This is a genomic window from Variovorax sp. P1_H12_2 (assembly GCF_056405335.1).
Genome location: NZ_JBFUCI010000010.1, coordinates 17,345 through 37,985, shown reverse-complemented (window position 1 = coordinate 37,985; position 20,641 = coordinate 17,345). Strand labels below are relative to the sequence as shown.

Below are 20,641 nucleotides of genomic sequence, written 5' to 3'. Positions count from 1 at the left end.
GGCCTACCAGGAGCAGGCCAAGCTGCTGAAGTCGATCGACTACCAGCCGGAGTAGATTCGGTGGGCCCTGCGTATTCAGCGAGCGCGCTTCAGCCCGCGCGGTGGCGGAACCGATTGCAGGCACTCCACGAGACACTGGGCCGCAGGCGTCAGGCGACCCTGGCGCAGCGTCACGATGCTCACCTCGACCGGGGGCAGGCGCTCGCGCAGATGAAGGGCCTGCAGGCCGCGCGGCAGGAGCTCCTGCTCGATCACGGCGCTGGAGAACAGTCCGAGCAGATCCATCTTCCCAAGCAGGTGCACGGCAATGGCGAAGGATTCGCAGGCCAGCATGCGCGGCGGTACCTCCAGCCCCTGTGAAATGAACAGGCGGGAGAAGAAGTCCCGGTTCAGAGAGGGGACCACCCAATCCTGCTCCTGCAACTCGCGCAGCGACCGCGCTGCGGCCATCGGGTGGTCGCCTCTCGCACCGACGACGAGCTGCATGAGGAAGAGAGGCTGCTGGATGAAATCGTCGGGCAGGCTGCCTTCGAGCGTGTTTGCAACGACGAAGTCGAGCGTGCCGTTCTTGAGCTTTTGCAGCGCGACCGGCGGCGCATCCTCGGTGATGCCGACCTGGGCTTGCGGCATGCGGCGACCGAAAGCCTTCAGCGCATCAGGCAGGAGCGTGAGCCCGATGGTCGATGTGAGGGCCGCCGTCACGCGGCCGTGGCCTCCGGCCTTCATGTAGGCCAGCTCGTCGCGGGCACGGCGCAGCTCCTCGAGGATCAGGTGCGCGCGCGCCTGGAAGGCCAGGCCCGCCTCGGTGAGCTCGACACCCGCGACACTGCGCCGGAGCAGCGGCACATCGAGCTCGGCCTCGAGTTCGCGCATGGTGCGCGTCACTGCGGGCTGGGAAATGAAAAGCGCGCGCGCAGCGGCGCGAATGCTCCGATGCTCGGCGACCGCCACAAAGGCGCGCAGTTGCTGCAGTTTCATTCGAGGCCCGGCTAATGACAACAAATGCTGATGTTAGTGGCGAAAATGTTGTCTTTTCCTGATAGGCCTCTGTTCTTACCATCCGTCGACTCCTGCTGTTGCGCAATGCAAGCAGGCGCGAGCCCCCCCTGTCCCGGAGAACAGCAATGAACCTCAAGAGCACTCTGACCGCCTGCGTCGCAGGCCTCCTCATGACATTGGGCGCCCACGCGGCCGATGCCTTTCCGTCCAAGCCGGTGAGCCTGATGGTTCCGTACCCGGCGGGCGGGTCGTCCGACGTCATTGCGCGGGTCGTCAACAGCGCATTGGCCAGGCAGCTGGGGCAACCCGTGATCGTCGAGAACCTGGGCGGCGCCGGGGGCGCCATCGGTGCGCAGAAGGTTCTTCACGCGCCGACCGATGGCTACCTCGTGTTCCAGGGCACGCCGAACGAGACCATCCTCGTGCCGTTGACCAACGCGTCCGTCAAGTACGCCAGCGAGGATTTCCGCATCGTGCAGATGATCGGTGTGGCGCCGATGGTGGCCGTCACCCGCAAGGACCTGCCCGCGAACTCGATGGACGAGTTGATCGCTCTGGCGCGCAAGTCGGCCAAGGACGCGCCGCTGACTTTCGGCAGCACCGGCTACGGCTCGCTCTACCACGTGCTCGGGGAGCGCCTCTCGGTGCTCACCGGCGCGAAGATGACGCACGTGCCCTACAAGGGCGGCGCGCCGCTGATGCAGGACCTGGCCTCCGGCCAGGTGGACTTCATGCTCGCGCCGATCCAGCAGCAGATCATCGCGATGGCGGATGGCGGACGCATGAAGATCATCGGCACGCTCGCGCCGGCCGGCAAGGTGGAAGCGCCCCTGCTCGCGAAATTCGCGAGCGTCAACGACGGCACGCAGCTCAAGGACTTCAGCTTCACGCTCTGGCACGCCTACTTCGTGAAGAAGGGCACGCCGGACGAGGTGGTGCAACGGCTCAACAAGGCGCTCGGCGTCGTGCTGGCCGATCCGGCGGTGCGCAGCCAGCTCGAAGCCCAGGGCCTGGTGGTGGCGTCGCCGATGACGGTGTCCGAAGCCGTGAAGGCCTACGAGTCCGAAGTGGCGCGCTATCGCCAGATCGCCCATTCGATCAAGCTCGAACCGCAATGAATGCGCGCGCCAATGACTTCGTCGCCCACGATCGTTGATCACTTTTTTTCCGCGAACTACGCGCAGGCGCGCCAGCGCTTCCTCGCCGCCGCGCATTCGCGGTCGGACGGTGTCGAGAGTTTCCTCATCGAGGCCTCGGGTTCGTCCGGCGAGGCCCTGAGCACGGACGTGGCGTGGGTCCGTCCGGACGGCGCGCGTGCCTTGCTGGTGCTCACCTCGGCCACCCACGGCATCGAAGGCTTTTGCGGCTCGGCCTGCCAGCTCGCGCTGTTGGCCGACGACGACCTGCTCGCGCGCGCCGCCCAGGCCGGTGTCGCGCTGCTGTTGATCCACGCCGTCAACCCGTACGGCTTCTCCTGGCTCAGCCGCACCAACGAGGACAACGTCGACCTCAACCGCAACGCGCAGTCTTTCGATGCGCCGCTGCCGATCGACGCGGACTACGCCCGCCTGCATCCGCTGCTGGTGCCGGCGGTGTGGCCTCCGACGCCGGAGAACCGCGAGGCGATCGCGGCCTATGTCTCGCAGCATGGGCACGGTCGGTTTCGCGCGGCGGTGTCGAGGGGGCAATACGCGTTCCCGGAAGGACTTTTCTTCGGCGGTGCTGCGCGCAGCGCATCACTGGGCACGCTCAGCCGTGTCCTGCGGAAGCACGGCGGCATGTTCGAGGAGATCGGCTGGATCGACTTCCACACCGGCCTCGGCCCATGGGGCCATGGCGAGAAGATCTTCGCGGGCCGCCGCGATCCCCAGGAGGTGGAGCGTGCCGTGCGCTGGTGGGGCCTCGATGTGGCGGTGCCCTTCGCGGGCACGTCCGCCTCTGCCGACATCACGGGCCAAGTCGCGTCGCTGATCTATGCCGCGTGCCCCGACGCGCGGACGACATCGATGGCGTTGGAGTTCGGCACCGTGCCGTTCGACGCGATGGTGGATGCGCTGCGGGGCGAAGCCTGGCTGCGCCGCCATCCCGACGCGCCGCCCGCCGCCGCCGCACGCATTCGCGAATCCATGCGCGGAGCCTTCTTCAGTGACGACCCGGCCTGGCAGGGCATGGTGCTTGGCCAGAGCCGGGTCGCGACCCTGCAGGCGCTCCGAGGCCTGGAGGGCCGCTGACTCGATCTGGCGCGATCAGGCCGCCTTGCGCAGGAAGCCCTGGTTGCCGCCGTTGCGATTCGGCGCGAAGCCGTTGGCCTGCAGGGACTCCTCCGCCGTGTCGTAGAAGACGCCGATCCTCGAGATCTCGCGGGCCTGCCGGGCCGTGGCGATCTCGCGGCCGAACTCGCGGGAGATGCGCACCAGCTGCTCGATCTGCGACACCGTGCTCATCTTGGCCGTTCGCGACTGGTTCCACAGGACGTCCTCGGTGCCGCAGCGCACATGCAGGCCCATGGCAATGCCCATCATGTTGATCGGCAGCACGTTGCGCACGGAGCTTTCGACCGTCAGCACGGCACCGTCGGGCACGGCGCGCAGCGTGTTGGCCAGGTTGTAGATGTTGGGCGCATCCATGCCGCCACTGATGGCGACCCAGTTCATGACCAGCGGGCCCTTGTAGACGCCGCGGCGCATCAGGCGCTCCACCGACTCGAAGCTGTTGATGTTGTAGCACTGGAAGGCACTTTGAATGCCGGCCGCGGAGAGCCGGCGGATGTGCTCCTCCACCCAGCCGGGCTGGGAGGGCACCGTCATCTCCTTGTAGGCATTGAAGATGGCGGGGATCTCCCGGGAGGTGCCTTTGAAATCAGCCAGCTCCGCATGCTCGGTCACGTTCATCTGCGAGGTGTTCACCGTCACCGTGACCTGATCGGGCTTGGGGTCGAGTTCGGCCAGCATGTGGCGGGTGTCGTCGCTCAGCCACTTGGCAGCGGCGCCTTCCGATTCCGGCGCAAAGCTGATCGAGCCGCCCACCTGGATGACCATCTCCGGGACGGCCTTGCGCACGCCGGCGATCAGCTCGTTGAACTTGGACAGGCGCTTGGAGCCCTTGCCGTCCAGTTCGCGCACATGCAGGTGCAGCACCGTGGCGCCGGCGTTGTAGCAATCCACCGCCTTCTGGATCTGCGCTTCCATGGTGACGGGGATGTCTTCGGGAAAGTCGGAGGGCAGCCAGCCCGGCGCATAGGGGGCGGCCGTGATGATCAGTGGCTGCTGGTTTTCGGGGAACAGGTGGCCGTCGAGAAAGTTCATTGCATGTCTCCAGTGGAACAGTGGACTTCGACGGACAGGTGGACCTGCGCCCTGGGGCGATGCTGGCACCGTCGAGTTCCGAGGGAGCTGTCACTGTAGGACAGGCAGGCAGGAGGCCGTTTGCCGGATCACGCTGCTCATTTGGCATTTCGCGCCAGTCCGGACGACCCGTGGGCTCACGCGAGTTCGCGAATGAACGCCTCGGCCTGCGGCCACTCGCCATGGCCCGAGGCCGGGTTCAGATGCCCGACCGGGCCGAGTTCGACGAAGCGGCTGCCCCACGCCTGCGCGAAGTCACGGGCGCGATCGAGACGGGTCAGGGGATCGTTGCTGCCCGCCGCAACGATGCTCGGAAACGGCAGCTTGGCGCGAGGGATCGGCAGCCAGCCATTGAGTTCGAGTGCCTCGGTCGTCGGGTAGCCCGCCGGCATGGGGGTCTCGAGGTCGGCGGGCGCCGCCAGCAGTGCGCCGCGGATCTCGCGCGTGGCGCGCAGGGCGGCCCAATGGGCCACCATGATCGCGCCCGCGCTGTGCGCCACGATGATCACCGGTCCCTCGATGGCGGCCAGGGCGCGGTCGATCGCGTCGACGCGCGCGGCGCAACTCAGCTTGTCGTGCTCGAGCGGAGCAACGCTGTGCACGCGAGGCAGCTTCGCCGCCAGCAGGGTCTGCCAGTGGTCCGGTACATGCTCGCGCAGGCCGGGGACGATGAGAACGGTTGACGATGCAGAGTTCATGTTGATCTTTCAGTAGGGCAGGTCGCCGATGATTGCCGTGCGCTCGCTCTTTCGGTGGCACGGCGGGTAGTCCATCACTGCGTAGCGCTGGGTCGAACGGTTGTCCCAGAACGCGATGCTGTTCTTCTTCCAGCGGAAACGCACCTGGTATTCGAGGATGCAGGCCTGACTGACCAGGTAGTTGAGCAGATGACTGGCGCCGGGCGACTTGTCCAGCCCGAAGCGCACATTGGCCGGGGTATTGAAATTGGTGAAGTGCGTCGTGAAGCTCCCATTGACAAACAACACCTTCTCGCCGGTTTCGGGATGGCTGCCCACCACGGGATGGTCCTCCAGCTCGCCGAAGCGACGGGCGAAGGCCACGTGCTGGGCGCGCGTGATGTCCTGGTCGCGGAAGAACAGCACGCGATGCTTCAGGATCAGCGCCCGGATCTCTGCCATCAACGAGTCGTCCTCGGCAGCCGCGCCGAGGTTGACGTTGCCGAGCTCGGCGCCGATCGAACAAGTGAGGGGCTCGACCTGGATCGAGTTGCCCAGAGAGGTCGCGCGAACCACGGCGGGTGCCGCTGTGAGGGCTTGAGTCATGAAGCTTGTCTCCTGTTGTCGAATAGGCCGCTTGATGCTTCAGAGTGTGGTTGCGCCGGCAATCCCCCGCTTGTCAATACATGACAGGCACTTATCCTTCGGTGCCACTTTTCTACCCGGTTTTCCGATGTCGACACCGGTCCGCGCTGCGAGCCTTACCAACTACAGCGAGGTCGCGCGTGCCGGCGGCGTGGACCCCGGAACGCATGCTCTCCGACGCGGGTCTGAGCCCGAATGTCCTGCGCGAGCCGGACCTCATGATTCCGGTCGAGCGCGTCGGGCAATTGCTCCAGGCGTCTGCCRTCCTGTCGGGCAACGAGAGTTTCGGCCTGTGCATGGCGGAGTCACGGCTGCTGTCCAACCTTGGCGCGGTGGGAATGCTGATCCGCGACCAGGCCACGTTGCGCGACTCGCTCGACGTGCTGATGCGCTACCAGGTGCTGCGCAATGGCTCATTGTCGTTGATGGTCGAGGAGTTCGCTGGAGAGGTCGTTCTCCGCGAGGAGGTCCAGGCGGGCAACGCGCAGTAGCCCACGCGCCAGAGAATCGAACTGGCGCTCGGCGTGATGCTGCGGTTGATGCGTCAGTTTCTTGGGGCCGGCTGGCAGCCACGACGCGTGTGCCTCGATCACCCGGCGCCGTGCGACCTCACTGTGCATCGGCGGTTGTTCGGCCGGGCTGTCGAGTTCGACGCCGAATTCAACTGCATCGTTTGCGCGAAGGCCGATCTCGATGCCCGCAACCCGTCCGCCGATCCGGCGATGGCGCGCTACGCGCAGCAGTTGCTGGACGCGTCGGCCAGGCCGCAGAGGGCAACGATGCTCGAGGACGTGCGGCGCACGATCCTGCTGCTGCTGCCCAGTGAGCGCTGCACGATCGAACAGGAGGCCGAGCACCTGGGCGTGGCGTGCCGCACGGTCCAGCGTGGGCTGGCGGAACAGGGGCAGAGCTTCTCAGGTTGACGGACTCCTCCGCCTTTTCACGGGCGTGGCGGTGCGGCCGGGGGTCGAGGCCGTTGGTGCCGGCGTGACCCAACTGGCGGTCGGCGACCGCGGACCTACACGGGCTTCACCAACACACTGGGCGCCTACAGCACCGAGCGGCTGATTGCCGCCACACTGCTGATCAAGCTGCCGGATGCCATCGACTGCGAAACTGCGGCGGCCATGACCATCTTCGTCATTTGAGTGATCCGCTCAGCAAGGTGAACTGCCATGGCTCCAAAGTCATCGAGACTGAGACTGCTCGCAATGCTTGCACTGTGCTGGCTTGCGGTGGCAAAGGTCGTCCATGCACCGAAATTCCGCGAAGCGCTGGCTGCGCAAGGCCTGGACTTGCCGTGCCTCGTTGGACCAGCTTCGGCACGTGCTGGCCGCGACCATGGCCCACAATCAGGCGATCATCGAGAAGCTCCAGCTGAAGAGCAGACCTGAGTGACCCTGCTACCTTGAAGCATTGTCATAGACGAGGTCGCCGCATGCACGCAGCGGCATTTGAGGCGAAGCAGTCGCGCACCGGTCAGACGACACCAAGGGCCTGGAGAATTTTTTCGGGCGTGATCGGCTGCGCAGTAACCCGGACATCGAAGGATGCGAGGGCGTCGTTGATCGCATTCATCACCGCCGCCGGGGCGCCCGCCGTGCCCGCCTCACCCGCGCCCTTGGCGCCGAGTTCTGATGTTCTCGTGGGCGTCTGGACGTGCGCGAGCACGATGTCCGGCATCTCGTTGGCCATGGGTACCAGGTAGTCCGCCATGCTGCCGTTGCGCAGCAGGCCGTGGTCGTCGTAGAGGCATTCCTCGAGCAGCGCACCGCCGATGCCTTGCACAATGGCGCCGCGCATCTGTTCGTCGACCAGCAACGGGTTCAGGATACGCCCGCAGTCTTCCACCGCCCAGTGCTTGAGCAACTTGACAAAGCCGGTCTCGACATCGACCTCGACATACGATGCCTGCACGCCGTTGGTGAAGGCAAAGGGGTAGTCGCGCTGCGCGTAGTGCCGCGTGACCACCAGCGCCGGCAACTCGCCCGGCGGCAAGGTGTCTGGCCGAAAGTAGGYCACTCGCCCGAGTTCGGACAGGGCGACCGATGTTTCCGGATGGTCGGTGTCGACAACATAGCCGTTCCGGACCTCCAGCGTGGCGACATCCTGTTGGAGCACGACGGCCGCGAGCTGGCGCAGATTCTCGCGCAGCGCATGGCCTGCCTGCAAGACCGCTTCACCACCGATGCCGGCGCCACGCGAGGCCCAGGTGCCGCCGCCGTAGGGCGTGACTTCGGTGTCCCCGGTGATCACCCGCACCTGCTCCATCGGCACACCCACGGCGTCCGCCGCGATCTGGGCAAAGATGGTTTCTGTGCCTTGCCCCTGTTCGCCTAMGCTCACGAGGCAGGTCACCAAGCCGCTGGCCTCAAGTCGGAGCGTCGCACCGTCCTGTGCTGAAATGCGGGCGCCGCCGATGCCGTAGAACGCGGCGCCAGGGTTGGTCAGTTCCACCAGCACCGCCAAGCCGATGCCGCGATAGATGCCCTGTTCACGCAACGCCGCCTGCTCGGCGCGCAAGGCCTTGTAGTCCATCAGCTGGGCCAGCTTCTCGAGGCAGGCTTCATGGGACAGCTGCTCCAACTTGATGCCAGAAGCACCGTTGCACGGATAGCCATCGTCGGGCATCACGTTGCGGCGCCGCATGTCGAGGCTGTCGATGCCCAGTTTGCGCGCGGCAAGCTCCACCAGGCCTTCGGTGATGGCGCAGGCAATCGGATGACCGACGCCGCGGTACTGGCTGGTCGGTGCCTTGTTCTGGAACACGACGTTCAGCACGGCCCGGTAATGCTTGTGCCTGTATGGCCCACCGGTGATGGTGAGCACCTGGTTGCCTTCGATCGCGCTGGTGCGCGGATAGACCGAATAGGGGCCGATGCCAGTCAGGTCGTCTACATCGAAACCGACGATTTCCCCGTCGGCCTTCACGGCCAATCGCGCGCGCACCACATGCTCGCGCGCATGAACGTCCGTGACAAACGACTCCAGCCGGTCGGCCACGAACTTTACCGGCCGCTTCAGCAGGATGGACAGCGCCACCGTAGCGAAGTCGTCCGGATACGAATGGACCTTGATGCCGAACGATCCGCCGACATCCTTGCAGATTACACGCACCGAGCTCTCCGGCAAGTCGAAATGGCGGGCGTACAAATCCTGCATCATGTGCGGCGCCTGGTGCGACTGGTACACCGTGAGATGGCGATCGGCCGGATGGTAGTCGGCCAGGACGGAGCGGGTCTCCATTGTCACGCCGGTGTGGCGACCGAAGCGGTAGGTTTCCTCGACCACGACATCGGCCCCGGCGAAGGCTTCATCGACCGCGCCGGTGTCGATCTCTTTGTGGAAGCACAGGTTGTCGCCCAATATCGGATGAATGGGCGGCGTGTCTGGATCGGCTGCCGCTTCCATGCAGCCCACGACCGGCAGTTCCTGCCAGTCGACGATGATGGTCTGCAGGGCGTCTTCGGCCTGGTGGCGGGTCTCGGCGAYGATGGCCAGCACTGGCTCGCCCTGCCAGCAGACGCGTTCGACGGCCAGCGGGTATTGCGGCGCCGACTTCATGCCGACCATGTGCGCGAGCGTCGCTGTCCATGGCGTGCAGACGGTAGCGATCTCGCGCCCGTCCACCACAGCGATGATGCCGGGCATGCTGCGCGCCTGGGTCGCGTCGATGGCGCCGATGCCCGCATGAGCCAGTGGGCTGCGCAAATACACCACATGCGCCAGCCGTGGCAGGGAGATATCGTCGACGTAGGTGCCACGACCTTCCAGGTGGCGCCTCGCATTGGGCCGGACGACGGAAGCGCCGATGTAGCCGCGAGGCAGCGCTGTATCCGGGGCGGCGCGATCGGACGTTTCGACGGGAGCGGTCGGTGCGATGTGCATGTTGCGGGCGGAGCCTTATTCGGAAATGGCCATCTGGCGGCGCAGTGCGAGCACGTCGCAAATCGCGTCGACGATGGCCTGGTAGCCGGTGCAACGGCAATAGTTGCCGGACATGTACTCACGCACCTGCTCGCGAGTGGCGTCCGGTTGCTCAGACAGCAGCGCCGACGCAGTGAGCAGCATGCCCGAAGTGCAAAAGCCGCACTGCAGGGCGTTGCGGGCGTGAAAGGCCTGCTGCAGATCCGTCAGGTCGTGGCGGTCGCTGGCGCCGTCGATGGTTTCCACGTCGCGGCCATCGGCCTGCACCGCCAGCACCAGGCAGCCACGCACGATCTCGCCATCCAGCCGGACGGTGCAGGCGCCGCAGACACCATGTTCACAGCCGACACGCGCGCCCTTGATGCCGAGGTTTTCGCGCAGGAAGTCGATCAGGTGGGTGCGCGGCTCCACGAGGCGGCTTTGCGGGACACCATTGACCCAGATGTTGACGGGAATCGGTTCAGGCATGGCCACTCCAAGAAGATCGTTGAGACGCTCACGCGCACAGTCTGGCGACACCGCGGCGCAGCAACACGCCTGCGAGATGCAGCTTGGTCTTGGCGTCGTTGTACAGATCGGCCGCAGGCAGCAGTTCACCGGCCAGCGCGCCGACTGCGGCGTTCACTTGCGCCGTGCCGGCGGGAGTGCCTTCGAGAACGGTTTCGGCCGCGCGTGCGCGCACCGGGACGTTGCCGGTGCCGAGGTAGACCAGGCGGGTGTGCCGCAGCACACCCTGCTCGAGTCGAGCCGTCGCGGCGAGCCCGACGATCGCGTAGTCGCCATGACGGCGCGCCAGCTCATCGAAGGCGAAGCGGAAGTGGGGCGGCGTCAACGGGAATTCGCAGGCGACGATGACCTCGTCGGGCGCCAGGGCCGTCTTGTACAGCGCCTGGAAGAAATCGATCGCGTCGACACGTCGCTGCCCGCGCCGGCTTTGAAGCACCAGTACCGCATCCAGTGCCACCGCACAGGCAGGCCATTCCGCGGCTGGATCGGCAAACGCGAGCGATCCGCCCAACGTGCCGCGATTGCGGATGGCCCGGTGAGCGACATGCGGGGCGGTTGCCGACAGCATCGGTGCATGAATGGCGAGCAGCGGAGAATCCTCGATCTCGCTGTGCGTCGTCATGGCTCCGATGCGCACACAGCGGGCCTGCAGCGAGATGCCGCGCAGGCCAGGCACGTCCTGCAGATCGATCAACACCTGGGGCTCGGACAGGCGCATGTTCAGCGTCGCGAGCAAGGTCTGGCCACCGGCGATCAGGCGGCCTCTGTCGCCGTGGATGCCCAGCAAATTGAAGACGCCCTCCAGGGAAGACGGCTTGAGGTAGTCGAACGGAGGCGCTTTCATCGGGATTTCCTGGCGAGGCCTCAGGCCGCCCAGCGACTGACCAGCAATGCGAATGCCGCACCGAAGCTGAACCAGAAGGCGCGAACCAGCTCGGGGGTGAAGCTGCCGCCGAAGGGCGCTCCCTGCGGAAGCGGCGCCTGTGGCCGGCCGGCGCCTGCGGTGGATGTTGGCTGTGCCCCATGGCTCACCGGTGGCGCACCAGCATCGGGACCCGTCAGCGCCGCATTGAAGGCCGTGAAAAACTCGTCGGCCATCTTCTTGGCCGATGAGTCGATCAACCGCCCGCCGATCTGGCCCAGTTTGCCGCCGACCGAAGCTTCGACGGTGTAGCTGAGCAGCGTGCCCCCGGCATCGTCGGCAAGCAGCACCTGCGAGTGCCCCTTGGCAAAACCTGCGGCACCGCCGGCGCCCTCGAAACTCAGCTTGCAACGGGTCGGCGCCTGGACGTCGGACATGAAGATCTTGCCGTTGAAGCGTGCGCGCACCGGGCCGATCTTCAGTAGCACGCGGGCATGTCTTTCGGTGTCGGACACCTCGATGATCTCCTCGCAACCCGGAACACAGCGCGACAGGATGGTCGGGTCGTTCAGTGCATCCCAGACCTTCTGCCGCGGCGCACCGATGTGCTGTTGCCCGTTCAATTCCATCATCCATCCTTTAGGTAGAGCCGAGTGTTCTCGATCGTGTTCGGCCGAGCGGACTGCACGCCTGATGCATCGTCGGAACTCCCTGATCCGAAGCGATTTATTATTTACCGAATGGTAAATAAAATCAAGGACATCGGGCCGAAGGAGCCCGAGAGAAAAGGAGGTCCGGTTAAGATGGAATAACGCCCACCCCCTATCGCTTCAGCGCGCGCTCTTCATGTCAGAAACTCCAGGGAAATCCAGAAAGTCCAGCCTGGCTGCGCCCCAGAAGCTGCGTCAACGGCTCAGCGTGGAAGCCCGCGAGGAGCAGATCGTGCAAGGCGCGATCAAGTTTTTTTCCGAGCGCGGACTCGATGGCCAGACGCGTGATCTGGCCATGGAAATAGGCATCACTCACCCCCTCCTGTACCACTACTTCCCGACCAAGCAATCGCTGATCGAGCGGGTCTACAAGGAGGTCTATCTGGGGCGCTGGAAACCTGAGTGGGAAGACTGGCTGGACGACCGAAGCGCCGACCTCGAGTCGAGGCTGATTCGTTTCTACATCGATTACGCCGAGACGGTGCTGACGCCTGAATGGGTCCGCATCCTGATTTTTTCTGGCATGAGTGACGGCTACATTCCCGATCACTACATGGTGCTGATCAACGAAAAGCTGATCCCGCGCATCGTGCGTGAGACTCGGCATCATCTCGGTGTTTCCTCGCGCAAGAAGAACAGCGACCGTGAAAAAGAACTGATCTGGGGTCTGCACGGCGGCATTTTCTACCTCGGTATCCGTCGCCACATTTACAAGCAGGCGCTGCTTGATTCGCCGGAGCAGATCCTGAAGGACCGCGTGACTGCGTATCTCGCCGGGGCGCGCGCGCTGTTCGGCGAGTAGCCGACCCCGTCAGGAAGCCCCTGCTGCCGCAGCGAGGTCCGCTTCGCTGGTGTAGTTGAGCTCGATCGTGACGCCGCTCGGGTCTTCCAGAAAGAGCAGATGAAGATCCAGACCGGGCACACGCCTTTCTCGGAAGGCCAGTCCCCTGTCCTTCAGCAACGCGTACATCGCCGCGATGCCCGACGCGCGAAAGGCGATGTGATCCAGCAATCCGGTGCCCTCGTGAGCCCTGCCGTGCTTGGCGCCGAGGAAGTCATCCAAACCGCCGGCCTGTTCGATCCCGGTGCCGATCACATGCACCACGCTGTACCCCGTCGTTCGCTGCGCCGCATCGGCGCGATAAAGCCATGCGCCGGGAAACGGAAAGTCAGGCCGGGGTCCGGGGACCAGCCCGAGTACCGCGCCGTAGAAGTCGATGACGGCGGCAACGTCGGCGGTCCGCACGGAGTAGTGTTCGAGTCGTTCGATGGACATGACACCCTAGACAGAGCAGTATTTTTCCTGCATCGCGGCATCGGCCAGGAAGTCTTGCGCACGGGCCTCATGCGCAATCTCGCCCTGGTCCATGATGTAGACGCGGTCGGCAATCGACAGCGCATGTTCCACGCTTTGCTCGACGAGCAGAAGGGTCACGCCCTTTTTCTTCAGAGCGCCAAAGTAGTCGAACATCTCGTCGACCAGTTTCGGCATGATGCCTTCGCTGGGCTCGTCCAGCATGACCATCTTGGGATGCGCCGCCATGGCGCGCGCGATGGCCAGCATCTGCTGTTCACCGCCCGACAGGGTCACTGCGTCCTGGTGCAGGCGTTCCTTGAGCCGGGGAAAGGTTTCGGCAGCTTCCTCGATCACATCCTGGGAGCGCCTACGGCCCTCCGGCGAGGCGATCACGCCCAGCTGGATGTTTTCCATCACGGTCAATCCGGGCACGATGCGGCGCTCTTCGAACACAAATGCCAGGCCATGGGAAAACCGTTGATGGGCGGGGTGTTGCTGCAAGTCGACCTGGTCGAAGGTCACTTGGCCTTCGGTACGGTCCAGCAGGCCCATGACGCTCTTCATCGTGGTGGTCTTCCCGGCGCCATTGCGGCCGATCAGGGCCACGACTTCACCGGGCATCACCTGAAAGCTGACGCCTTGCAGGATGTGGCTGCGGCCATACCAGGCGTTCAGTTTCTCGACATGAAGGAGCGGTGCCGCCATCAATGATTCCCCTTGCCCAGGTACACGCGCTTGACCTCGTCGTTGCTGCGAATTTCGTCGGGACTGCCCTGTACGAGGAGCTTGCCCTGGTGCAGCACGATGATGCTGTCGCTGATTCCCATGATCAGCTTCATCTTGTGCTCCACGATGCCGATGGTGCAGTCTTTCAACAGCTTCAGGATCAGGCGCATGATGGCGGTGGTTTCTTCCGGGCTCATGCCGGCAGTGGGTTCGTCCAGCAGCAGCAGTTGCGGGTCGCAGGCCAGCGCCACCGCGATCTCCAGGCTGCGCTGCTCGCCGTGCGCCAGGTTCTCGGCACGCTCGCGTCGACGGTCCTGCAGTTCGACCAGTTCCAGCAAGGCCTCGGCCTTGTCGGCCCATTCGGCATGCGCGCTGCGTGGCGCCCACAGGTTGTAGGTGCTGTGCATCGTCTGCACCGCCAGTCGGACATTCTCCAGCACCGTCAGGGCGGGGAAGAGGTTGGTGATCTGGAAGGACTTGGAGATTCCGATGCGCGCGAACTCATGCTGTTTGCGGCCGGCGAGGTCGATGCCGCCGAACAGGATCTTGCCAGAGGTCGGCTCGAACGAGCCGGTGACCATGTTGAAGAAGGTCGATTTGCCGGCCCCGTTGGGGCCGATGATGGCGGTGAGCTTGCCGCGCGGGAAGTCGACGCTGACGTCCTGATTGGCCGTGAAGCCGCCGAAGATCTTGGTCAGGCCGCGTGTGCTCAGAAGTGGCGCATCGCTCATTTTCGGTACCACGCGAGAAAGGTGCCCCAGATTCCCTTGGGGAAGAAAAGCACGAGAACGATGAAGATGACCCCGACGATGAGTTGCCAGCGTTCAGTCACGCCGGTGACGATGTGCTCGATCCCCAGAAACATGCCGGCACCGACGAAGGGGCCGAAGAAGGTGCCCATGCCGCCCAGCAGCGTGAGCATCATGACCTGGCCCGATGCGTGGTAGGACATGCTGTCGATGGACACGGTCGAGAGGTTGATCGCACTGAGCGCGCCCGCCAGTCCGCAGATCATTCCGGACACCACCAGCGACAACAGCCGCACGCGATCGACATTCACGCCGCAGGCTCGCGCCCGGTTTTCGTTTTCGCGCAGGGCTTCCAGGATCGCGCCGAAGGGCGAGCGCAGGATGCGGGCAATCAGCCAGATCGCCGGCGCAACGAAGGCCAGCATGAAGTAGTACTTGACCAGCGGGTGGAGCAGGTCGATCTTCAGGCCGCCCAGCATGACCTGGTTGACGTTGACACCTCGCAGGCCGTTGTCGCCGCCGGTGATCGAGGTCGCGTGGAAGAACAGAAAGTAGAAGCACTGCGCCAGTGCCAGCGTCACCATGGCGAAATAGATGCCTCGGGTGCGCATGGCGAGAAGGCCCATCAGCAATGCGATGAAGCCGGCGAGCAGGATCCCGAACACCATCGCCAGTGGCCAGGCGACGCTGTAGGCAGAAATGAGGATGCCGCAGCCATAGGCGCCACCGCCGAAGAACGCCGCATGGCCGAACGAGAGTTTGCCGGTGTAGCCGAAGGTCAGGTTGTAGCCAGCCGCGAACAGGCCGAACAACAGGATGTTGATGGCCAGTGAGTACAGCGGGAACACCAGGGGGAACAGCGCCATGACGGCGATGACCGCCGTCGCCGGATAACGCGCCGCCAGTGCGATCGCGGTTTTTCCAGCGGCTGGGGGGAGAGCGGTATTTGTCATGGCTCAGTTCATCAAACCCCGCCGACCGAACAAGCCGTTGGGCTTGACGATCAGCATCAGCGCCATCAGGGCGAACATCGAGAATTCTGCAAACTCGGGCTGGAACAGGGTGGTGAAACTGACGACGACGCCCACGAGCAAACCGGCCACGACGGCGCCGCCCAGCGAGCCCATGCCGCCAACCACCGTGATCACGAAGGCCTCGATCAGCACCGGGACGCCCATCTCGGGCGAAGCACCGCGCAGGGGCGCCGCCAGCAGTCCGGCCAGACCGGCAAGCGCCGTCCCGACACCGAAGATCGCCAGCCAGACGCTGGCGATGTTGATGCCCAGCACGCGCAGCACCAGCGGGTCGCGGGCGCCGGCGCGAACGATCAGGCCGTAGCGGGTCTTCTCGAGGAACAGCCACAGCGCCAGCAGCACCACGGCGGTCACGGCAATGAGGAAAAGGCGGTAGATCGGGAACATGCCGACGCCGATGTCCACGGCGCCTTGCAGGATCTCGGGCGCATCGAACTGTTCGCCCTGCACACCGAAGGCCATGCGAACCAGGTCCATGATCACGTAGGCCAGGCCGAATGTCAGCAGCAGGGGGTAGTCGATGCCCCGGCCGTACAGCGGACGCACCAGAAAGCGCTCCACCACCATGCCGACGGCGCCGGTGATCAGCGGGACCAGCACCATGCACAGCCAGAAATTGCCAGTACGGGCGAACACGAAGACGCCGACATACGCACCCACCATGAAGAATGCGCCATGTGCGAAGTTGACGACGGTGAGCAGGCCGAACACCAGTGACAGGCCGACGCCCACCAGCACGTAGATCGAGCCGAGCGCCAGGCCTGTGACCAACTGCTGGGCGATCAGGTTGAAAGTGATGTCCATGTCCGGATTCAAAAGTTGGATGCCCGAAGCGAGTGCCGGGCGAGGGCGCCGGAGGCAGCCCGCGAGCGCCTTGATCTCAGGCGAAAGGCATCAGGCCCTGTGGCCCAGGTCGGCGCAGCTGCGAAGCATGCCTTCTTCGAAGTTCTCGGTCGCCAGGATCTTGAAGATATCCTGGTCGTTCGCGGCGGCCGACGGGGCCTTGGATTCGACAATCAACACCGACTGCACGGCCTGGTGGTCGCAGGCGCGGAAATAGACGTTGCCCTTGTAGACATCGCCTTTCATGGCGGCGAGGGCGTCGACCACTTTCTCGGTGTCTGTCGTGCCCGCCGCCTTGGCGGCCGCCAGCACATTGCGCACACCGGCATAGCCGAGGCCCGCATAGTCCGTAGGGTAGACCCCCCCGTGCAAGGCCTTGAACGCGTCGTCGAAGCGCTTGGCCGAGGGCAACGAAGACTCCATGCCCCAGTAGTAGCCGGTGCCGCCAATGATGCCTTCATAGGACTTGTGGCCGTCGACCATGCGGCCGTTGTGCATCAGCAGCGGCGCAATGATCTTCAGTTGCTTCTTCAACCCGAAATCGTTGGCCTGCTTGAAGGCGATCTGCTGGTCGCGACCGAAATTGCAGACGATCAGCACGTCGGGCTTGAGCCCCGTGATGCGCGGAAAATAGCTGGAGAAGTCGGTCTGGCCCAGCGGATGGCGAATGTCGGCGAGCACGTCCATGCCCAGTGCCTTGCCTGCTGTCTGGAAGCCGCGAACCATCTCCTGGCCATACGCGTAGTCGGCCGTGAGGAACACCACGCGCTTGCCAAGCTTCGGAATCGCATAGCGCGCGACGGCGCCGGCCGTCATGTGCGGATTCAGGCATTCGTGGAAGGTGTAGCGGCTCCAGTCGCTGGCCTCGTTGATGGTGTCGGACTGACTGATCGAATTGAAGATGACCTTGCGCTGCTTGGTCACGTTGTTCACGGAAAGCTGTACCGCTGACGACACCGAGCCGACGATGAAGTGGGCCTTGTCCTTGTCAAGCAGCTCGATCGTGCGGGTGGCGGCTTCCTGGGGATTGAGCTTGTCGTCGCGCACCAGAAGCTCGGCTTTCCTGCCGTTCATGCCTCCGGCGTCGTTGAATTCTTTGATCGCCAATTCAGCGCCGCGCACGACAGCCTTCGCTTCCGCCGCGAACGCGCCGGTCAGCGGCACTGGAAACCCCACACGGATCGACTCGGCCTGCGCGTGCGCCAGGCGGGACAGGGACATGCCGCCGGCGGCAAGTGAGCCGCCCACCGCGAGGGTCTTGAGGATGTCGCGGCGGGACTGAAAGCTGTGATTCATTTTCGGGCTCTTTCGTGGGGCAAGGACTGTCTCGGCGGCTGGCGATTCCCTGTTGGTTTCTTCGAGTTCACATCCGAAGAATGACGGGGTGTTCACTTCTCGTTCGATAAATCTTATCAAGTAATTGACCAACTGGTAAATTACTTGATAGGGGTTGTCCCTGACCCTCTTCCAAGCGCTGCAGGACGCTGCGCGGCAGAGCCTGGCAGCGCTCGGCGACATGACGGTCCGGGCCGCCAGTCCCGAGACGGGCGTGGAGGTTGGGCGGCCGCTCGCGCTATAAGCGGGTATTGCAACGCCCCACCCCTGGAGTCCCGAATGTCCGATCTGCCATCGCTCGCCACCCTTGCCGCCCGCGTCGGCGCCGACTTGCGCGAGCGCGGCCAGACGGTGGCGGTCACCGAGTCATCGGCCGGCGGCCTCGTGTCGGCCGCGCTGCTGGCCATCCCGGGCGCGTCGGCCTTCTTCCTCGGCGGCGCCGTCGTCTACACGCGGCGCGCGGGCAGGGCGCTGCTGGGCCTGAGCGCCGCCGATGTCGTCGGCATGCGCTCGGAGACCGAGCCCTACGCGGCCCTCGTCGCCAACAGGATCCGCGGCCAGCTTCGCGCCACCTGGGGGCTCGGCGAGWGCGGTGCGGCCGGGCCGTCGGGCAGTCCGTATGGGGATGCGCCCGGCCACGTGTGTGTCGCAGTCGCCGGCGACGTGACGCGGGCGAAGACCATCGAGACCGGCGAAGGCGACCGGGTCCTGAACATGGACCTGTTCGCGCGGCAGTTGCTGGCGTTGTTCGATGAAGTCTTGCAGGCGCCTGACGCGCCAAGATGAGGAGCCGAGGCGCCGTCGCTGGCGCAGCGCGGGGCAATCCCGACCTCCTCCTGCACCGTCGACGCTCCCAGCAGTCAGTACGGCGGCGGCTTGCGCGCGCGCTGTGCGCGCGCCGCCTCGGTCCACCAGGCCAGGTCGTCGGCGAAGCGAACGAAGGAGCGTTCGAGCGCTTCGCCGGCGTTGCCGGTGGGCCGCCCGTCGGCATCCAGCGTCTGCGAGATGGGGCCGACGGCGAGCGTGCTTGAAACGACGACCATGCCCATCTCGGACAGGATCGAATGCCAAATGGTGCCCGAGCGGACACCCGAGAACCGGCCGGCCGAATAGCTGGCGATGGCGGCCGGGCGCCAGAACCACTCCTCGAGGAAGTGGTCCGTCAGATTCTTCAAGCCTGGTTGCGGACCCCAGTTGTAKTCCCCGGTCACGAAGACGAAGGCATCCGCGTCGCGTATCTTCCCGGCCAGGGCTTCCATGGCCGCGGGGGCGGTGCCCAACGGGTACTCCTTGTACATGCGGTCGAGCATGGGCAGGTCGACCGCCTTGGCGTCCACCAGTTCCGCATCGTCACCTCGCGCCTTGAGGCCGGCGACCACGTAGTCCGCCAGACGCACGCCCATCCGGTCGGACCGGTAGGAGCCATAGAACACCAGGACCTTGTCACCCATCGTCGCTCCGTTTCAAACCGGGAGGTATCCGGCCATCGAATGGGAGACTACAGCATCGACGCCAGCGACATCGGGGCTGGCGCCAGCCAAGGTCCTCGACCGGGTCAGGCCGACCCCTCGGCGAGCACCGCCTGATAGACGGCCAGGTCGTCGGCCGAGAAGCAGCAGAAGATGACCTCTTCGATGGTCGAGCCTTGTTCCAGGCCGGCTCGAACGGCAGCCACGGCAACTTGCGCTGCGAGCTCGATCGGGTAGCCGTACACCCCGGTGCTGATGCTCGGGAACGCGACTGTTCGCGCGCCCTGTTCGCCCGCGAGCGACAGTGACTTCCGATAGCAGGACGACAACAGTTCGGCTTCGCCGTGGGCACCGCCATGCCACACGGGACCGACGGTGTGGATGACGAACTTGGCGGGCAGGCGATAGCCTCGGGTGAGCTTGGCGTCGCCGGTCTGGCAGCCTTCCAGCAGTCGGCATTCCAGCAGCAACTCGGGCCCCGCCGCGCGATGGATGGCTCCATCCACCCCGCCGCCGCCGAGGAGGGAATTGTTCGCCGCGTTGACGATGGCGTCGACCGTCAGCTGGGTGATGTCCGCTCGAAGCGCGCGCAACGCTGCCGGCATGCGGGTCGTTCCATTCGTCTCAGCGTGCCTGGGCGCGCGTCAGCAGGTAGTCCTGATGCACGATGTTGTCGGCGTAGTGGAGGGAGACCATGGCATCGAACTCGGCCCGGAGCGCAGCGAGCTTCCCGGGATCGGCCGCGAGGCTTTCGACCAGCTTCTGGATCGGCCCGACCTCCATGAACAAGCGGTAGTGCTCGATGCTGAGCGCAGGGAAAGCCATCGTGCCGCGCTCGAAAAAGGGGGCGTCGAAGCGTTTGCCCAGGCGCTCCACGACCGTCGCGGGATGGCCCCACTGCGGAGGCGGCGCCGCCCCGGGTGGCGGCGGCGGCGAATTGCGCCCCACGAGGGCGAACAGGCGGCCAATGAGGTGCTCCGGTGGCCAGGTGGCGAACGCGATCCGGCCGGTGCTCTTGAGCACGCGATGCATCTCCGCGATCACGACGTCGGGGCGCGGCGCGAACATGTGTCCGAACTGGCTCAACACGACGTCGAACGACGCGTCGGGGTAGGGCAGTTGCTCGGCGTCGCCCTCGGTCCATACGATGTCTTCTTGCTGGGCGATGCGGGCGTTCTCGCGGGCTTGCTCGAGGAGTTCGGGCGTCAGGTCCAGCGCCTGCACCTGCGCGCCGGCCCGCGCGGCCGTGATGGCCACGACGCCGGTCCCGGTGCCGACGTCGAGGACGGCCTCGTCCGGAGCGATGTGCGCAAACTTCACGAGGTGACCCGCCACCGGGGTGGTGAACATGGCCGTCGGGGCGAAAGAGGCCCACATCTCCCGCTGTCGCTGCTTCAGCTCTGCAAACGGATCCTGGCTCATACCGTTTTCCTTGTTCGCGAATCGCGGACAGCACGAACTGTAGTCGTCGCAGTGTCAAAGGCAAGCCCGTTCGCCCGCAACGCGGCCGGACCTGG

22 protein-coding genes and 2 pseudogenes are annotated in these 20,641 nt (G+C 65.1%); 7 read left to right on the top strand and 17 right to left on the bottom strand.

Annotated elements, in window-relative coordinates; all coding sequences use genetic code 11:
* Positions 1-75 precede the first annotated feature (75 nt).
* The gene (locus AC1D2K_RS02520; RefSeq protein WP_478086053.1) at positions 76-978 is read right to left on the bottom strand and encodes a LysR substrate-binding domain-containing protein; all 903 of its coding nucleotides are present in this window, start codon (positions 976-978) and stop codon (positions 76-78) included.
* A gap of 146 nt (positions 979-1,124) precedes the next feature.
* Between AC1D2K_RS02520 and AC1D2K_RS02515 the strand changes: the two genes are divergently transcribed.
* Both AC1D2K_RS02515 and AC1D2K_RS02510 read left to right on the top strand, forming a co-directional pair.
* Positions 1,125-2,117 (top strand): Bug family tripartite tricarboxylate transporter substrate binding protein, encoded by a 993-nt coding sequence (locus AC1D2K_RS02515; RefSeq protein WP_478086052.1) that lies wholly within the window; start codon positions 1,125-1,127, stop codon positions 2,115-2,117.
* A gap of 12 nt (positions 2,118-2,129) precedes the next feature.
* The gene (locus AC1D2K_RS02510; protein ID WP_478086050.1) at positions 2,130-3,230 is read left to right on the top strand and encodes a M14 family metallopeptidase; all 1,101 of its coding nucleotides are present in this window, start codon (positions 2,130-2,132) and stop codon (positions 3,228-3,230) included.
* 15 nt (positions 3,231-3,245) lie between these two features.
* On the opposite strand, the gene AC1D2K_RS02505 is transcribed toward AC1D2K_RS02510, so the two are convergent.
* The 3 genes from AC1D2K_RS02505 to AC1D2K_RS02495 all read right to left on the bottom strand — a co-directional run bounded on the left by AC1D2K_RS02505 (position 3,246) and on the right by AC1D2K_RS02495 (position 5,566).
* Positions 3,246-4,304, bottom strand: a complete 1,059-nt coding sequence (locus tag AC1D2K_RS02505) for a beta-keto acid cleavage family enzyme (RefSeq protein WP_478086048.1) — start codon at positions 4,302-4,304, stop codon at positions 3,246-3,248.
* Positions 4,305-4,480: 176 nt separating this feature from the next.
* Positions 4,481-5,041: an RBBP9/YdeN family alpha/beta hydrolase gene (locus AC1D2K_RS02500; protein ID WP_478086047.1), complete on the bottom strand. Its 561-nt coding sequence runs from the start codon at positions 5,039-5,041 to the stop codon at positions 4,481-4,483.
* A 9-nt stretch (positions 5,042-5,050) separates the two neighbouring features.
* Complete coding sequence (locus tag AC1D2K_RS02495; RefSeq protein ID WP_478086055.1) at positions 5,051-5,566, bottom strand: TauD/TfdA dioxygenase family protein; 516 nt, start codon at positions 5,564-5,566, stop codon at positions 5,051-5,053.
* Positions 5,567-5,753: 187 nt separating this feature from the next.
* Between AC1D2K_RS02495 and AC1D2K_RS02490 the strand changes: the two are divergent.
* The 3 genes and pseudogenes from AC1D2K_RS02490 to AC1D2K_RS02480 all read left to right on the top strand — a co-directional run.
* Positions 5,754-6,582: pseudogene (locus AC1D2K_RS02490) on the top strand (AraC family transcriptional regulator); the annotation flags it as partial.
* Between the two features lie 46 nt (positions 6,583-6,628).
* Positions 6,629-6,801: pseudogene (locus AC1D2K_RS02485) on the top strand (quinone oxidoreductase); the annotation flags it as partial.
* A 115-nt stretch (positions 6,802-6,916) separates the two neighbouring features.
* A complete protein-coding gene (locus AC1D2K_RS02480) occupies positions 6,917-7,063 on the top strand; it encodes a hypothetical protein (RefSeq protein WP_478086046.1) in 147 nt (48 codons plus the stop codon).
* 81 nt (positions 7,064-7,144) lie between these two features.
* Here AC1D2K_RS02480 and AC1D2K_RS02475 read toward each other — a convergent pair whose 3' ends face one another.
* Genes AC1D2K_RS02475 through AC1D2K_RS02460 form a run of 4 tightly spaced genes read right to left on the bottom strand, consistent with a single transcriptional unit; the run spans position 7,145 to position 11,590 of the window.
* Positions 7,145-9,553 carry a xanthine dehydrogenase family protein molybdopterin-binding subunit gene (locus AC1D2K_RS02475; RefSeq protein ID WP_478086045.1) on the bottom strand — a complete coding sequence of 803 codons (2,409 nt, stop codon included), beginning with the start codon at positions 9,551-9,553 and terminating at the stop codon, positions 7,145-7,147.
* A 15-nt stretch (positions 9,554-9,568) separates the two neighbouring features.
* The gene (locus AC1D2K_RS02470) at positions 9,569-10,060 is read right to left on the bottom strand and encodes a (2Fe-2S)-binding protein (RefSeq protein ID WP_478086043.1); all 492 of its coding nucleotides are present in this window, start codon (positions 10,058-10,060) and stop codon (positions 9,569-9,571) included.
* A gap of 28 nt (positions 10,061-10,088) precedes the next feature.
* Entirely contained in the window at positions 10,089-10,943 is an 855-nt protein-coding gene (locus AC1D2K_RS02465; RefSeq protein WP_478086042.1) for an FAD binding domain-containing protein, read from the bottom strand.
* 20 nt (positions 10,944-10,963) lie between these two features.
* Positions 10,964-11,590, bottom strand: a complete 627-nt coding sequence (locus AC1D2K_RS02460; RefSeq protein ID WP_478086041.1) for a CoxG family protein — start codon at positions 11,588-11,590, stop codon at positions 10,964-10,966.
* Between the two features lie 217 nt (positions 11,591-11,807).
* Here AC1D2K_RS02460 and AC1D2K_RS02455 point away from each other — a divergent pair, with 217 nt between their 5' ends.
* On the top strand, positions 11,808-12,473 hold the full coding sequence (locus AC1D2K_RS02455; RefSeq protein WP_478086039.1) for a TetR/AcrR family transcriptional regulator: 666 nt from the start codon (positions 11,808-11,810) through the stop codon (positions 12,471-12,473).
* 9 nt (positions 12,474-12,482) lie between these two features.
* Here AC1D2K_RS02455 and AC1D2K_RS02450 read toward each other — a convergent pair whose 3' ends face one another.
* The 6 genes from AC1D2K_RS02450 to AC1D2K_RS02425 all read right to left on the bottom strand — a co-directional run bounded on the left by AC1D2K_RS02450 (position 12,483) and on the right by AC1D2K_RS02425 (position 17,838).
* Positions 12,483-12,947, bottom strand: coding sequence for a VOC family protein (locus AC1D2K_RS02450; protein ID WP_478086038.1), 465 nt, complete (start codon positions 12,945-12,947; stop codon positions 12,483-12,485).
* Positions 12,948-12,953: 6 nt separating this feature from the next.
* Positions 12,954-13,673: an ABC transporter ATP-binding protein gene (locus AC1D2K_RS02445; RefSeq protein WP_478086037.1), complete on the bottom strand. Its 720-nt coding sequence runs from the start codon at positions 13,671-13,673 to the stop codon at positions 12,954-12,956.
* Positions 13,673-14,425 carry an ABC transporter ATP-binding protein gene (locus AC1D2K_RS02440; RefSeq protein WP_478086035.1) on the bottom strand — a complete coding sequence of 251 codons (753 nt, stop codon included), beginning with the start codon at positions 14,423-14,425 and terminating at the stop codon, positions 13,673-13,675. Before AC1D2K_RS02440 ends, AC1D2K_RS02445 begins: the two co-directional genes overlap by 1 nt.
* Positions 14,422-15,396 (bottom strand): branched-chain amino acid ABC transporter permease, encoded by a 975-nt coding sequence (locus AC1D2K_RS02435; protein WP_478086033.1) that lies wholly within the window; start codon positions 15,394-15,396, stop codon positions 14,422-14,424. Before AC1D2K_RS02435 ends, AC1D2K_RS02440 begins: the two co-directional genes overlap by 4 nt.
* Before the next feature lie 3 nt (positions 15,397-15,399).
* Positions 15,400-16,281, bottom strand: a complete 882-nt coding sequence (locus AC1D2K_RS02430; protein WP_478086031.1) for a branched-chain amino acid ABC transporter permease — start codon at positions 16,279-16,281, stop codon at positions 15,400-15,402.
* 90 nt (positions 16,282-16,371) lie between these two features.
* On the bottom strand, positions 16,372-17,838 hold the full coding sequence (locus tag AC1D2K_RS02425; RefSeq protein ID WP_478086029.1) for an ABC transporter substrate-binding protein: 1,467 nt from the start codon (positions 17,836-17,838) through the stop codon (positions 16,372-16,374).
* Positions 17,839-17,934: 96 nt separating this feature from the next.
* Between AC1D2K_RS02425 and AC1D2K_RS02420 the strand changes: the two genes are divergently transcribed.
* Positions 17,935-18,441, top strand: a complete 507-nt coding sequence (locus AC1D2K_RS02420) for a CinA family protein (RefSeq protein WP_478086027.1) — start codon at positions 17,935-17,937, stop codon at positions 18,439-18,441.
* 74 nt (positions 18,442-18,515) lie between these two features.
* On the opposite strand, the gene AC1D2K_RS02415 is transcribed toward AC1D2K_RS02420, so the two are convergent.
* The 3 genes from AC1D2K_RS02415 to AC1D2K_RS02405 all read right to left on the bottom strand — a co-directional run bounded on the left by AC1D2K_RS02415 (position 18,516) and on the right by AC1D2K_RS02405 (position 20,546).
* Positions 18,516-19,106, bottom strand: a complete 591-nt coding sequence (locus AC1D2K_RS02415; protein ID WP_478086025.1) for an NADPH-dependent FMN reductase — start codon at positions 19,104-19,106, stop codon at positions 18,516-18,518.
* Between the two features lie 104 nt (positions 19,107-19,210).
* Complete coding sequence (locus AC1D2K_RS02410; protein WP_478086024.1) at positions 19,211-19,729, bottom strand: O-acetyl-ADP-ribose deacetylase; 519 nt, start codon at positions 19,727-19,729, stop codon at positions 19,211-19,213.
* Positions 19,730-19,748: 19 nt separating this feature from the next.
* Positions 19,749-20,546 (bottom strand): class I SAM-dependent methyltransferase, encoded by a 798-nt coding sequence (locus tag AC1D2K_RS02405; protein WP_478086022.1) that lies wholly within the window; start codon positions 20,544-20,546, stop codon positions 19,749-19,751.
* Positions 20,547-20,641 lie beyond the last annotated feature (95 nt).